The organism is Streptomyces chisholmiae (genome assembly GCF_031845445.1).
In the GTDB taxonomy this organism is placed as follows: Bacteria; Actinomycetota; Actinomycetes; order Streptomycetales; family Streptomycetaceae; genus Streptomyces; species Streptomyces chisholmiae.
In genome coordinates this window covers 12,393-25,802 of sequence record NZ_JAVREO010000016.1, presented here as the reverse complement: position 1 = coordinate 25,802, position 13,410 = coordinate 12,393, and the positions used below count along the sequence as shown (strand labels likewise).

Here is a 13,410-nt window from a genome sequence, read left to right as displayed (position 1 = left end):
CTACATCCAGCTGGCGAACTCCAACAACGCCTCGCCGTCCGCCCGGCGCCCCACCGCCAGCTGCCGCACCCCCGAGGCCACCCCCCGGTAGAGCGCCCAGCCACGCAGCCGCTCCGGGTCGGCCTCCACCGTCCCGGCCAGCCGGGTCACCCGGCGCCTGGCGATGGCCGGCGCCCCCGGCGAGGCCATCAGGTCGTGCAGCCGGTCCCGCACCAGCCGGGCCAGGTCGAACGCCCGCTCCCCGACCACCGGTTCGGGGCCCACCGCCAGCCAGGGCGCCCGCTCGGCGTCCGCGGCCAGCACCGCGCCCTGCCGGAAGTCCCCGTGCAGCAGCACCTCCTCGGGCGGCGCGGCCAGCAACTCGGCCCGCACCTCCAGCGCCCGCGCCACCAGCGGCCCCGCCTCGCCGTCCGCCGTCGCCCGCAGCGCGCCGAGACCGGCGGCCGTCCGCTCGGCCACCGAGGGGAACGGGTGCCCCGCCCCCGGCGCCACCCACAGCCGGCGCAGCGTGGAGAGCGCCTCCAGGGTCGCCTTGGCGTCCGGCAGCGAGCGCAGCGAGGTCTCCCCGTGCAGCCGCTCCAGCAACAGCGCGCCCTCCTCAGGCGCCGCGTCCAGCACCCGCACCGCGCCCAGCCCGTCCCAGCGCCGCAGCGCCGCCAACTCCAGGGCCGCCGGCTCCGGTTCGCCGGGCGCGAGCAGCTTCAACGTGGCGCGCTCGCCGTCCGCCCGCCGCACCAGCAGCGCCACGCTGGCCCGCCCGCCCGGCTCGACCAGCCGCTCCAGCGTCAGCCCGAACCGCGCCAGCAGCCGCTCCGCCCGCGCCGGCAGCTCGGCCAGCCACCCGGCGGCGGTCGCCGGCTGCGCCTCGACCAGCCGCCGCGGCGGCACCAGACCTCGTGCCGACTCCATCAGCTCAGTCATCCCCCTCGCTCTCCTCGCCGTACTCGGCCAGCCCCGGGAACGGCTCCACCCGGCCCGACCAGCGGGCCGCGCGCACCGTCGCGTCCCGCAGCGCCCTGGCCGCCTCGGCCCGCGCGTTCCCCTCGGCGGCCAGCACCAGATCCGCGTAGGCCCCGGCCAGCCGGCTCTCCAGCTCGGCCGCCAGCCGCACCGCGCCGGCCTGGTCGACCACCTCGAAGGGCAGCGCGTACCCGGCGGCCGAGGCGACCGGGCTGGCCCCCAGCTCCCGCACCGCCACCTGGAGCGTGTCCCGGTGCCCGCGGTGCGCGTCGTACGCCTCCCGGGCCCAGGCGCCCCGCTCCTCGTCGGCCAGCAGGGCGCCGACCAGGCCGTAGCCGTAGACCGCCGCGTGCTCGGCGGCCAGCGCCGCCTGCGTCGCGTCCAGCGCCGGCGCCGTCTCCCGCCGCCTCATGCCCGCACCTCCGCCAGCAGCTGCGCCTGCGCCGCCCCGGCCGCCGCCAACGAGGCCAGCAGCCGGGCCAGTTCGGGTGGCGAGTCGGCCAGCGCCGCCAGCCGGCGGTCGGCCGTCCGCCGCTCCGCCTCGACCAGCGCGCCCACCGCGTCCGCCGGCTCGGCCGGCACCTCGGGCACCCGCCCGGCGGGCGCGCTCGACGCGTCGTCGCCGAGCGCCCGCAGGTGCGCCGCCACGGTCTCCCGGAACGGCGTCAGCGCCTCGCCCAGCGCGGGGTGCGCCGCCTCGGTCGCCTCGTACCTGGCCAGCAGCGCGGCGCTGTCCCTGGCGGTGCGCCGCCGCAACCCCTGCACACTCACCGCGGAGACCCCGCGCGAACCGGCCCGGACGCCGGCCTCGGCCGAGCAGCCGGCCAACAGCGCGACCAGCGGGGCCGCGACACCGGCGGACAGGAGCGAACGTCTGGGCAGGCCGATGGGCATGGTTCCCCGCAGTTTCCGTGTCGGAGCGCTTTGTTGGGGCGGCCGGCGCTCCCGGTGCGAGCCGGGAAGATCACCGCCCCGTGAGCGTACCCGGGCGCGCCCGCCGAGCCGGTGCCACCCCGCCTCCCGGCGCGCCAGCCCGCAGGCCAGGGCGGTCGGCGAAGCACGCGGCAGACGATAGGCTGGCGTCACGAGACAGCAACCTAGCGCCGTTTCGACAACAGCAGACGCGGCCGAGGAGTCACCCGGATGAGCACCCAGATCGACAGGCTGCGGGAGTTGGTCCAGCCGCTGGCCACCCAGCACGAGATGGATCTTGAGGAAGTGAAGATCACCACGGCTGGCCGGCGCCGGGTCCTCCAGGTCGTGGTGGACACGGACGAGGGCGTGGGCCTGGACGCGTGCGCGGAGCTGAGCCGGGAGATCTCGGAGGCGCTGGACGGCACCGAGATCATGGGCGCCCCCGCCTACGTCCTCGAGGTCACCTCCCCGGGCGCCGAGCGCCCGCTGACCGAGCCGCGGCACTTCCGCCGCTCCGTCGGCCGGCTGTTGTGGCTGCGCCCGCACCAGGGCGCCGACCTCGTCGCGCGGCTGACCGCGGTCGACGAGGACGGCGTGGACGTCGAGGTGCCGGGCGAGAAGGGCCGCAAGGCCACCGCCCGCCGGTTCGCCTTCACCGACATCGCGAAGGCGCGGGTCGAGTTGGAGTTCAACCGCAGGGCCGAGCGGCAGCCGTCCGGCGACGAGAGCCTGAAGGAGGCGTAGGCCGTGGACATCGACATGAGTGCCCTGCGAGGGCTGGTCCGAGAGAAGGAGATCTCCCTCGACCTGCTGGTCGAGGCGATCGAGTCGGCGCTGCTGATCGCCTACCACCGCACCGAGGGCTCCCGCCGCTCGGCCCGGGTCGTGCTGGACCGCAAGACCGGCCATGTGACGGTCTGGGCCAAGGAGGACCCGGAGGACCTGACGGACGCCGAGGAGGGCGCCGAGCCCAGGGAGTTCGACGACACCCCCCAGGGCTTCGGCCGGATCGCCGCCACCACGGCCAAGCAGGTCATCCTGCAGCGGCTGCGGGACGCCGAGGAGGACGTCACCTTCGGCGAGTACGCCGGCCGCGAGGGCGACGTGGTCGCCGGCGTGGTGCAGCAGGGCCGGGACCCGAAGAGCGTGCTGGTGGACATCGGCCGGCTGGAGGCCATCCTGCCGCCGCAGGAGCAGGTGCCGGGGGAGGACTACAGCCACGGCGCGCGGTTGCGCTGCTATGTGGTGCGGGTCGTCAAGGGGGCTCGCGGGCCCTCCGTCACGCTCTCCAGGACCCACCCCAACCTGGTCCGCAAGCTCTTCGAGCTGGAGGTCCCGGAGATCGCCGACGGCTCGGTCGAGATCTCGGCCATCGCCCGGGAGGCCGGCCACCGCACCAAGATCGCGGTCCGCTCGACGCGGTCCGGGCTGAACGCCAAGGGCGCCTGCATCGGCCCGATGGGCGGCCGGGTGCGGGCCGTGATGGCCGAGCTGCACGGCGAGAAGATCGACATCGTGGACTGGTCGGACGACCCGGCCCAGCTGGTCGCCAACGCGCTCTCCCCGGCCCGGGTCAACAAGGTCGAGGTGGTGGACGAGCTGGCCAGGTCGGCCCGGGTCACGGTGCCCGACTACCAGCTCTCCCTGGCCATCGGCAAGGAAGGGCAGAACGCCCGGCTCGCCGCGCGGCTGACCGGGTGGCGGATCGACATCCGCCCGGACACCCAGCCGGGGGAGTAGCCCGGCCGGTGGGTCGGGAGACGGCCGCGGGCCGGCCGCCGGGAAGAACGGGCGGCCCCGCGGCGTTGCGGAGAGCGAGGCGCCCGGCCCGTTCGTTGGGCCGGTGCGAGGGGAGGTAGAATCGGCAGTGTCTGGCCGGAGCCATGCACGAGCCTGCCCTGAGCGCACCTGTATCGGGTGCCGGCAGCGTTCCGCCCGGGACGGGCTGTTGCGTGTGGTGGTGATCGGGGGTCGCTGTGTCCCTGATCTTCGCGGTACGCTGCCCGGTCGGGGTGCGTACCTGCACCCCACGCCGACCTGTCTTGAGCAAGCGGTTCGTCGCCGGGCGTTCCCCCGGGCCTTTCGGGCCCAGGTGACGCCCGATGCCGACGGACTGCGCGTGGCGCTCGACCAGGCGGCACCGTAAGAAGCGTCGTGCGGATGGTCCGCACGGTAGGTACCTCGCGAGTTGGAAGTAGGTCGAGATTGCGATGAGCACTCGATGAGTACGCGATGAGTACGCCCGTGAAGTAGCGAAGGTCCGGCGGACGACCGACCCCCGGACCGTATAAGGAGCGAAGTGGCTAAGGTCCGGGTATACGAGCTCGCCAAGGAGCTTGGAGTTGAGAGCAAGGTCGTCATGGCCAAACTCCAGGAGCTGGGTGAGTTCGTCCGTTCGGCGTCCTCGACGATCGAGGCGCCGGTTGTACGCAAACTGACTGACGCGTTGAGTGCGGGCGGCGGCCGCAAGTCCGCCAAGCCGGGCGCCCCGCGCCCCGGGGGCCCCGCCCCCAAGCCGGGCGCGCCGCGACCGGGTGGCGCGGCCCCGAAGCCGGGCGCGCCCCGGCCCGCGGGTTCCGCCCCGAAGCCGGGCGGCCCCCGCCCCGGCCCCAAGCCGGGTCCGGCCGCGCCGGCCCCGCAGGCGCCGCCCCCGGCGCCCGCCGCGCCGGCCGCCCCGAGCGCGCCGGCCACCCCCGAGTTCACCGCCCCGCAGGGCGAGGCGTCGCGGCCCGCGCCGCGCCCCGCCCAGCAGGGCCCCAAGCCGGGCGTGCGCCCGGCGCCCAAGCCGAGCACCCAGCAGAAGCCCGGTGGCGGCAAGCCGGGTGGCGGCGGTGCCAAGCCGGGCGGTCGCCCCGCCGGCCCCCGGCCGGGCAACAACCCCTTCTCCACCGGTGGTTCCACCGGTATGGCGCGCCCGCAGCAGGCGCCGCGTCCCGGGCCGCGCCCGGGCCCGGCGCAGGGCCCAGGGCCGCGTCCCGGCGGCGGCCAGGCCCAGGGCGGGCCGCGCCCGCAGGCTCCTGGTGGCGGTCGCGCCACGCCGGGCAACATGCCTCGGCCGCAGGGCCCGGGCCCGCGTCCCGGCCCCGGCGGTAACCGCCCCAACCCGGGCATGATGCCGCAGCGGCCCTCGGCCGGCGGGCGTCCCGGCGGCCCGGGCGGCCCCGGCGGTCGTCCCGGTGGCGGCGGTGGCCGTCCCGGCGGCGGTGGCTTCGCCGGCCGTCCCGGTGGCGGCGGCGGTCGTCCCGGCGGTGGCGGTGGCTTCGGTGGTGGCGGCGGCGGTGGCCGTCCCGGCACCGGGACCCGTCCCGGCGGTGGCGGCGGCGGCTTCGCCGGCCGTCCGGGTGGCGGCTTCGGCGGCCGTCCCGGCGGCCCCGGTGGCCGCGGTGGCACGCAGGGCGCCTTCGGTCGCCCCGGCGGCCCGGCCCGGCGTGGCCGCAAGTCGAAGCGGCAGCGGCGCCAGGAGTACGAGGCCATGCAGGCCCCGTCGATCGGTGGCGTGATGCTGCCGCGCGGCAAGGGCGAGGCGATCCGCCTCTCCCGTGGCGCCTCGCTGACGGACTTCGCCGAGAAGATCAACGCCAACCCGGCCTCCCTGGTCCAGGTGCTGTTCAACCTGGGCGAGATGGTCACGGCGACGCAGTCGGTCTCCGACGCGACCCTCCAGCTGCTGGGCGACGAGATGAACTACACGGTTCAGATCGTCAGCCCGGAGGAGGAGGACCGCGAGCTGCTGGAGTCCTTCGACATCGAGTTCGGCGAGGACGAGGGCGGCGACGAGGCGCTCGTCTCCCGGCCTCCGGTGGTCACCGTCATGGGCCACGTCGACCACGGTAAGACCCGCCTGCTGGACGCGATCCGCAAGACCAACGTCATCGAGGGCGAGGCCGGCGGCATCACCCAGCACATCGGTGCCTACCAGGTCTCGACCGAGGTCAACGGCGACGACCGGCGGATCACCTTCATCGACACCCCGGGTCACGAGGCGTTCACCGCCATGCGGGCCCGCGGTGCCAAGTCCACCGACATCGCCATCCTCGTGGTGGCGGCCAACGACGGCGTGATGCCGCAGACGGTCGAGGCGCTCAACCACGCCAAGGCCGCGGACGTGCCGATCGTGGTCGCGGTCAACAAGATCGACGTCGAGGGCGCCGACCCGGCGAAGGTGCGCGGCCAGCTGACCGAGTTCGGTCTGGTGGCCGAGGAGTACGGCGGCGACACGATGTTCGTCGACATCTCCGCCAAGCAGGGCACCAACATCGAGGGCCTGCTCGAAGCGGTGATCCTCACCGCCGACGCCACCCTCGACCTGCGGGCCAACCCCCGCCAGGCCGCCCAGGGCATCGCGATCGAGGCGCACCTCGACCGGGGCCGGGGCGCCGTGGCCACCGTCCTGGTGCAGCGCGGCACGCTGCGGGTCGGCGACACCATGGTCGCCGGCGACGCGCACGGCCGCGTCCGGGCGATGCTCGACGACGCCGGGCGGAACGTCCAGGAGGCCGGTCCGGCGACGCCGGTGCTGGTCCAGGGTCTGACCAACGTGCCGGGCGCCGGGGACAACTTCCTGGTGGTCGGCGAGGACCGGACCGCGCGGCAGATCGCCGAGAAGCGGGCCGCCAGGGAGCGGAACGCGGCGTTCGCCAAGCGCACCCGCCGGGTCTCCCTGGAGGACCTGGACAAGGTGCTGGCGGCCGGCGAGGTCCAGCAGCTCAACCTCATCATCAAGGGCGACGCGTCCGGTTCGGTCGAGGCCCTGGAGGCCTCGCTGCTCCAGCTCGACGTCGGCGAGGGGGTCGACCTGCGGGTGCTACACCGGGGCGTCGGCGCGGTCACCGAGACCGACATCGACCTGGCGGCCGGTTCGGACGCGATCGTCATCGGCTTCAACGTCCGCGCCGAGGGGCGGGCCACCCAGGCCGCCGAGCGCGAGGGCGTGGACGTCCGGTACTACTCGGTCATCTACCAGGCGATCGAGGAGATCGAGGCGGCCCTGAAGGGTCTCCTCAAGCCGGAGTACGAGGAGGTGGAGCTCGGCACCGCCGAGATCCGCGAGGTCTTCCGCTCCTCCAAGCTGGGCAACATCGCGGGTGTCCTCATCCGCTCCGGCGAGGTGCGGCGGAACACCAAGGCCCGCCTGGTGCGCGACGGCAAGGTCATCGCGGAGAACCTCACCATCGAGGGCCTGCGCCGCTTCAAGGACGACGTGACCGAGATCAGGGAAGGCTTCGAGGGCGGTATCAACCTCGGGAACTTCAACGACATCAAGATCGACGACGTCATCGCCACCTACGAGATGCGCGAGAAGCCGCGCGCCTGACCGCTGGGGCCGGGACGACTCGACGGGCGTTTATCGCGTCGAGCCGTCCCGGCCCTGCCCGTTACGATCTTCGGCATGTATACCGGGACACTGTCCTTTGACCTGTTGCTGGGCGACGTCCATTCGCTCAAGCAGAAACGTGCCGTGATACGGCCGATCCTGGCCGAGTTGCACAAGAGATTCCGGGTGAGCGTCGCCGAGGTCGGCGACCAGGACCTGCATCGCCGGGCGACTCTCGGGCTGGCCGCGGTCTCCGGCGACGCCGGACACCTGGCCGGCCTGCTGGACGAGTGCGAGCGGCTGGTGGCCGCCCGCCCCGAGGTGGACCTGCTGTCGGTACGGCGGCGCTACCACGGTGAGGACGACGAGTAGCGGCCGGGTTGGCCGCCGCTTGACAGTGAAGAAAGAGCGAGGAGAAGGACCGTGGCGGACAAGGCACGGGCGAAGCGACTGGCCGACCTCATCCGGGAGGTGGTGGCCGAGAAGCTGCACCGGGACATCAAGGACCCGCGCCTCGGCACCCGGGTCACCATCACGGACACCCGGGTCACCGGGGACCTGCGGGAGGCGACCGTCTTCTACACGGTCTACGGCGACGACGCCGACCGGGAGGAGGTGGCGGCCGGGCTGCGCAGCGCCAAGGGCATCCTGCGGTCCGCCGTGGGCGCAGCCGCCGGGGTGAAGCACACCCCCAGCCTCACCTTCGTCCCCGACGCGCTCCCGGAGACCGCGCGCAACCTCGACAGCCTCTTCGACCAGACCCGGGAGCGCGACGAGCGGCTCCGCCAGGAGTCGGCCGGCGCCAGCTACGCGGCCGGCGCCGACCCCTACCGGGAGCCCAACCGGGACGAGGCCGAGAGCGAGGACGAGGACGAGGCGCCCGACGGGCCGCCGGCCGCGCAGGACCGCCGCGCGGACGAGGACTGACCGAGCCGATGAGCCGTCGCAGGACGACGGGGGGTCCGGACGGGCTGGTCGTGGTCGACAAGCCCGCCGGACACACCTCACACGACGTGGTCGCCGTGGTGCGCGGCATCGCCCGCACCCGCCGGGTGGGGCACGCCGGCACGCTGGACCCGATGGCCACCGGCGTGCTGCTGCTCGGCCTCGGCCGGGCCACCCGGCTGCTGGGCCACCTGGCGCTCACCGACAAGGAGTACCAGGCCACCATCAGGCTGGGGCAGAACACCGTCACCGACGACGCCGAGGGGGAGCTGACCGAGGCGCCCGGCGCCGCCGGGCTCGCCGCGGACGCGATCGAGGCCGAGGTCGCCCGGCTGACCGGCGCGGTGCTCCAGGTGCCGTCCAAGGTCAGCGCGATCAAGGTCGACGGCAAGCGCTCCTACCAGCGGATGCGGGACGGCGAGGAGGTCGTCCTGCCGCCCCGGCCGGTCACCGTGCACGCCTTCGAGGTGGGGGAGCCGCGCGAGTTGACCCTGCCCGACGGGACCCGGGTCACCGACCTGTCGGCCCGGGTGGTCTGCTCGTCCGGTACCTACGTCCGGGCGCTCGCCCGGGATCTGGGCGCCGCGCTGGGCGTCGGCGGCCACCTGACCGCGCTGCGCCGCACCCGGGTCGGCCCGCACGAGGTGTCGGCCGCCCGCACCCTGGACCAACTCCGCGCCGAGCTGGCGCCGTTGTCCCTGGCGGACGCGGCCGCCGCGACGTTCCCCCGCTGGGACGTGGACAGCCGGCAGGCCACCCTGCTCGGCAACGGGGCGCGGATCGAGACCCCGGAGCTGCCGGCCGGGCCGGTCGCGGTCTTCGACCCGGACCAGCGGCTGATCGCCCTGGTGGAGGCCGCCGGCGAGCGCAGCAGGAGCCTGGCCGTCTTCGTCTGAGCCGGTCCGCCGCCGGCCGGCCCCCGCCGCCGCCCGGCTGAGGTGAGGCGGACGTCCCCCGTAAGAGTGGCGCCGGGTACCTTGGACCGGCAGGACACCCCTGATGCGGCGAGGAGCGAGAACGGTGCAGCGCTGGCGTGACATGGCGGACGTCCCCGGGGACTGGGGGCGCAGCGTCGTCACCATCGGTTCCTACGATGGTGTGCACCGGGGACACCAGCTGATCATCGGGCAGGCGGTCGCGGCCGCCCGGGAGTTGGGGCTCCCCACCGTGGTGGTCACCTTCGATCCGCACCCCAAGGAGGTCACCCGCCCGGGCTCGCACCCGCCGCTCCTCGCGCCGCACCACCGGCGGGCCGAGCTGATGGCCGAGCTGGGCGTGGACGCGCTGCTGGTGCTGCCGTTCACCAAGGAGTTCTCCCGGCTGTCGCCCGCCGAGTTCGTGGTGAAGGTGCTGGTGGAGCGGCTGCGCGCGGCGCTGGTCGTGGAGGGCCCGAACTTCCGCTTCGGGCACCGGGCCGCCGGCACCGTGGCCACGCTGGCCGAGCTGGGCGAGACCTACGACTTCGGGGTGCGGGTGGTCGACCTGATCGCCAGCGGCGCGGCGGGCGGCGGCGAGCCGTTCTCCTCCTCGCTGGCCAGGCGGCTGATCCAGGAGGGCGACGTGACCGGCGCCGCCGAGGTGCTCGGCCGCCCGCACCGGGTGGAGGGCACCGTGGTGCACGGCGCCCGGCGCGGCCGTGACCTGGGCATCCCCACCGCCAACCTGGACCTGGTGCCGCACTCGGCGGTGCCGGCCGACGGTGTCTACGCCGGCTGGCTGCTGGCCGCCGGCGAGCGGCTGCCGGCGGCGGTCTCGGTCGGCACCAACCCGCACTTCAACGGCACCGCGCGGACCGTGGAGGCGTACGCCCTGGACCGCACCGACCTGGACCTCTACGGGGACTGGGTGGCCGTGGAGTTCGGCGCCTTCGTGCGCGGCCAGGAGTCCTTCGACTCCCTCCAGGGCTTCCTGGACCAGATCCACCTCGACATCGAGCGGGTGCGGGAGCTGACCCGCGAGGGCTGAGCCGGCCGGCCCGGCCCCCGCGGGGCGGGCCTCAGGCCGGCGGCGGCTGCGGCGGCCGCCAGGCGCCGGGCTGCTGGGGCGCCCCCGGGTAGCCCCCGGGGCCACCCGGCTGCGGCGGCGGCGGTTGCTGCTGTTGTTGCTGTTGCGGGGGCGGCGGCTGGTGCGGGAAGCCGTAGCCGGGCTGCGGCGCCTGCTGCTGGGGGTAGCCGTAGCCGGGCTGCGCGGCCTGCTGCTGCGGGTAGCCGTACCCCGGCGGCTGCTGGTGCTGGCCCGGCAGCGGCGGCGCCACCTGCGGCGGCATCCCGCCGTCCGGCGTCCACAGCCCCTGCTCCTGCTGCATCCGGGCGAAGTCCTCGGCGATCAGCGCGGCCAGGTCGAAGTAGGCCTGCCGGGTCTTGGGCCGCATCAGGTCCAGATCCAGCTCGGCGCCGGCGGCCAGGTGCTCGTCGAAGGGGGCGACCACGACGCCGCGGCAGCGGGTCTGGAAGTGCGCCACGATGTCCTCGACTTTGACCATCCGGCCGGTCTCCCGGACCCCGGAGATCACCGTGATGCTGCGCCGCACCAGGTCCCCGTAGCCGTGCGCGGCCAGCCAGTCCAGCGTGGTGCTGGCGCTGCTGGCTCCGTCGACCGAGGGCGTGGAGACGATGATCAGCTGGTGCGCCAGGTCGAGCACCCCGCGCATCGCGCTGTAGAGCAGGCCGGTGCCCGAGTCGGTGAGGATCACCGGGTACTGCTGCCCGAGCACGTCGATGACCCGGCGGTAGTCCTCGTCGTTGAAGGTCGTGGAGACCGCCGGATCCACGTCGTTGGCGAGGATCTCGAGACCGGAGGGCGCCTGCGAGGTGAACCGGCGGATGTCCATGTAGTTGTTGAGGTGCGGGATGGCGCCCACGAGGTCCCGGATGGTCGCGCCGGTCTCGCGCCGCACCCGCCGGCCCAGGGTGCCGGCGTCCGGGTTGGCGTCGATGGCGATGACCTTGTCCTGCCGCTCGCTGGCCAGGGTCGCGCCGAGCGCCGTCGTCGTCGTGGTCTTGCCGACGCCGCCCTTGAGGCTGATCACCGCGATGCGGTAGCAGGAGAGCACCGGCGTGCGGATGATCTGCAGCTTGCGCAGCCGCTCCGCCTCGGCGGCCTTGCCCCCCAGCCGGAACCGCGATCCCGGGCGGCTCGCCGGCTGCGAACGCTGCTTGTTGGCACGCTTGTTCTGGATCAGCCGCTCGGAGGACAGCTCGACGGACGCCGTGTACCCGAGCGCGCCGGGCTGCACCTGGTTCGGGTAGGGCGGCTCGCCGCCGGGGCCGGCGTAGGGCTGACCCACCGGGGCGCCCTGCGCCCCGAACGGGCCGGGCTGCCCGGGCTGACCCGGCTGGCCGGGGAACTGCCCCGGGAACTGGCCCGGCTGCGCCTGCTGATCCGGCGGCCCTGGCTGGCCCGGCCCACCAGGCTGGCCCGGGAACGGGCTGGCGGGCTGCGCCTCCGGCGCCGGCGCCTGCTGGCCCTGGCCGAGCGCGAACTGGGCCGGGTAGGCCCGCTGCTGCTCGGCGCCCTGGCCCTGGGGCAGCGCGGGCTGACCCGGCTGGCCGGCCGGCTGTCCGGGCGTCCCGGCCTGCGGCAGCGCCGGCGGGCCCGGCTGCCCGGTCGGGCCGGGGAAGCCGAGCTGCGGCGCGACCCCGGGCGACGGCTGGTGGGGCGCCGCCGGGTGCGGCGGCTGGCCGGCGCCGGCCGCGGGCGGCGGCGCGCCCCACGGCGTGGGGCCGGGGGCCGGCGGACCGGGCGCGGCCGGCCCCTCCTCGGCCTGCGGGGTCTGCGGGGTCTGGGCGGCCGGCCCGGGTGGCGCGCCCCAGGGGCCGGGCGGGGCCGGCTGGTTGGCCACCGGCGGGGCGCCCCAGGGCGCCGGCGGGCCGGCTGGCGGCGCCTCCGGCTCGGGCTCCTTCTCCGGCGCGGCGCCGGCCTGGGTCAGCGCCGGCCAGCTGCCGACCGCCGTCGGCGGCTGCGCGACCAGGCCGCCCGACGTGGGGTCGGGCGGAGTGGGCCAGGCATCGGCCGGGCTGGGTGGCGGGGCGGCGGGACCACCCCGCCGCTCAGCGGCGGGCTTCGGCGGCGCGCCCCACGGGGCTGCGTCGGGGGAGGGGCCGGGCCGACCGGTGAACGGGTCGGGCCGCTCGTCCGCGTCGGCCGGCTTCGGCGGTGGCACCGGCAGGCCCTGGGGCGGCGAGCTGGGGCCAGGGTCCTCGGGCGACTTCCCGGCGTTCAACGGGGGCTCCTCCGGAGGCTTGGTGAATTCCACCTCGATCTCAGGTGGCTCGGACACTCCACCGGCGGCCCCGGCCGGCCCGCCGCCGCCCGCCACGGGCGGTGGCGGGGGCGGCGAGCTGGGCGTCGGCGGCTTGAGCTGGAAGTCCGGCGGCAGCGGCGGCAGTCCGCCGGGCAGTCCGCCGGCCGGCGGACCGGCCGGCCGTGGCGCGGTCGCGGCCGGCGGCTCGGGCAGCGGCGGCGGGGTGATGCCGGCCGGTGCGGGCGGCGGTGTCGTCTCGGGGGGCGGGCTGGCGGGGGTGGGCCCGGGAGGCGGTGCGGCACCCTCGGCGGGGGTCGGGGTCGGCGCCTGGTCACCCAGCGCCTTGCGGATGGCGGCGGCCGAGATCTGCATGGTGGCACCGCTCACCAGCTCACCCGCACTGGAGTCCACGGCGTCCTCGTCGTCCTCCGCCGCTGACTCCCGGGCCAGCGGCGCGTCGGACACAGCGCCCGAACCGCCCGAACCGGCTGGCCCGGAGGGGCCGGGAGCACCAGCCGAACCGGGGGAACCGGCGCGGCCGGCCGTGGGGTCGGGGAACGGAGGCGCGGGGCGCGGCGTCGGCGGCGGGCCGGGGAAGGCGGGCGCGGCCGGCGCGGGCGGCTCGCTCGAAGCGGCGTCGCCGCCGTCCGCGGTGCCCCGCTCCCGGTCGCCCGGCTGGGCGGCCCCGCCGCCCGCGTACCAGGCAGGCGGGGTGTAGTCGATGGTGAACTGCCCGGTGTGCTCGGACTCCTCCTCAAGGAGTTCGTCATCGGGCTGTTCGGCACCGGAGGTTGACCCCCCGGTGGTGCGAACCTGGTCCCGATCGCTGTTCACGACGCCTCCCGCTGCTGGTCTTGCTGCTCTGCTCCGCTCCGCACGGGGCCGCTGTGCGCAAGGACGGGCCGGGTATCCCAAGCGGTTCCGCCGGGCACCGGTGCGGGGCGATGTCTACGCGTCTCCTGCCGCGTCCACCCTCACCCTAATCGCCCCGATCCAACTCCCCTAGTCCTCCCCTGATCCCCGTGGCCCACGG

Annotated in this window: 12 protein-coding genes; 8 read left to right on the top strand and 4 right to left on the bottom strand. The window is 75.7% G+C overall.

Translation table 11 applies throughout. The features are described from left to right. From RM844_RS23680 to RM844_RS23670, 3 genes are read right to left on the bottom strand one after another with little or no spacing between them, the layout of a single operon-like run. The gene (locus RM844_RS23680; RefSeq protein WP_311669518.1) at positions 1 to 909 is read right to left on the bottom strand and encodes an aminoglycoside phosphotransferase family protein; all 909 of its coding nucleotides are present in this window, start codon (positions 907 to 909) and stop codon (positions 1 to 3) included. 4 nt (positions 910 to 913) lie between these two features. Then, complete coding sequence (locus tag RM844_RS23675) at positions 914 to 1,372, bottom strand: ferritin-like domain-containing protein (RefSeq protein ID WP_311669380.1); 459 nt, start codon at positions 1,370 to 1,372, stop codon at positions 914 to 916. Then, on the bottom strand, positions 1,369 to 1,854 hold the full coding sequence (locus RM844_RS23670; protein WP_311669379.1) for a hypothetical protein: 486 nt from the start codon (positions 1,852 to 1,854) through the stop codon (positions 1,369 to 1,371). Before RM844_RS23670 ends, RM844_RS23675 begins: the two co-directional genes overlap by 4 nt. 249 nt (positions 1,855 to 2,103) lie before the next feature. On the opposite strand from RM844_RS23670, the gene rimP reads away from it, so the two are divergent. The 8 genes from rimP (at position 2,104) to RM844_RS23630 (ending at position 10,099) form a co-directional block, all read left to right on the top strand. Beyond that, positions 2,104 to 2,619 carry a ribosome maturation factor RimP gene (rimP, locus tag RM844_RS23665; RefSeq protein WP_311669378.1) on the top strand — a complete coding sequence of 172 codons (516 nt, stop codon included), beginning with the start codon at positions 2,104 to 2,106 and terminating at the stop codon, positions 2,617 to 2,619. A 3-nt stretch (positions 2,620 to 2,622) separates the two neighbouring features. Beyond that, positions 2,623 to 3,615, top strand: coding sequence for a transcription termination factor NusA (gene nusA / locus RM844_RS23660; protein WP_311669377.1), 993 nt, complete (start codon positions 2,623 to 2,625; stop codon positions 3,613 to 3,615). A gap of 127 nt (positions 3,616 to 3,742) precedes the next feature. Further along, a complete protein-coding gene (locus RM844_RS23655) occupies positions 3,743 to 4,021 on the top strand; it encodes a YlxR family protein (RefSeq protein ID WP_311669376.1) in 279 nt (92 codons plus the stop codon). Positions 4,022 to 4,174: 153 nt separating this feature from the next. Then, positions 4,175 to 7,189 (top strand): translation initiation factor IF-2, encoded by a 3,015-nt coding sequence (gene infB, locus RM844_RS23650; RefSeq protein ID WP_311669375.1) that lies wholly within the window; start codon positions 4,175 to 4,177, stop codon positions 7,187 to 7,189. A gap of 75 nt (positions 7,190 to 7,264) precedes the next feature. Then, positions 7,265 to 7,561 (top strand): DUF503 domain-containing protein, encoded by a 297-nt coding sequence (locus RM844_RS23645; protein WP_311669374.1) that lies wholly within the window; start codon positions 7,265 to 7,267, stop codon positions 7,559 to 7,561. Between the two features lie 51 nt (positions 7,562 to 7,612). After that, positions 7,613 to 8,116 carry a 30S ribosome-binding factor RbfA gene (gene rbfA, locus RM844_RS23640; RefSeq protein ID WP_311669373.1) on the top strand — a complete coding sequence of 168 codons (504 nt, stop codon included), beginning with the start codon at positions 7,613 to 7,615 and terminating at the stop codon, positions 8,114 to 8,116. An 8-nt stretch (positions 8,117 to 8,124) separates the two neighbouring features. Then, positions 8,125 to 9,030, top strand: a complete 906-nt coding sequence (gene truB, locus RM844_RS23635) for a tRNA pseudouridine(55) synthase TruB (RefSeq protein WP_311669372.1) — start codon at positions 8,125 to 8,127, stop codon at positions 9,028 to 9,030. Positions 9,031 to 9,154: 124 nt separating this feature from the next. Further along, a complete protein-coding gene (locus RM844_RS23630) occupies positions 9,155 to 10,099 on the top strand; it encodes a bifunctional riboflavin kinase/FAD synthetase (protein ID WP_311669371.1) in 945 nt (314 codons plus the stop codon). A 31-nt stretch (positions 10,100 to 10,130) separates the two neighbouring features. On the opposite strand, the gene RM844_RS23625 is transcribed toward RM844_RS23630, so the two are convergent. Next, entirely contained in the window at positions 10,131 to 13,211 is a 3,081-nt protein-coding gene (locus tag RM844_RS23625; protein WP_311669370.1) for an SCO5717 family growth-regulating ATPase, read from the bottom strand. Between the last annotated feature and the right edge of the window lie 199 nt (positions 13,212 to 13,410).

Coding starts and splice junctions, on each gene's coding strand:
- RM844_RS23680 (WP_311669518.1), bottom strand. CDS start 909: ATGGAGTCGGCACGAGGTCTGGTGCCGCCGCGGCGGCTGGTCGAGGCG.
- RM844_RS23675 (WP_311669380.1), bottom strand. CDS start 1,372: ATGAGGCGGCGGGAGACGGCGCCGGCGCTGGACGCGACGCAGGCGGCG.
- RM844_RS23670 (WP_311669379.1), bottom strand. CDS start 1,854: ATGCCCATCGGCCTGCCCAGACGTTCGCTCCTGTCCGCCGGTGTCGCG.
- rimP (WP_311669378.1), top strand. CDS start 2,104: ATGAGCACCCAGATCGACAGGCTGCGGGAGTTGGTCCAGCCGCTGGCC.
- RM844_RS23645 (WP_311669374.1), top strand. CDS start 7,265: ATGTATACCGGGACACTGTCCTTTGACCTGTTGCTGGGCGACGTCCAT.
- truB (WP_311669372.1), top strand. CDS start 8,125: ATGAGCCGTCGCAGGACGACGGGGGGTCCGGACGGGCTGGTCGTGGTC.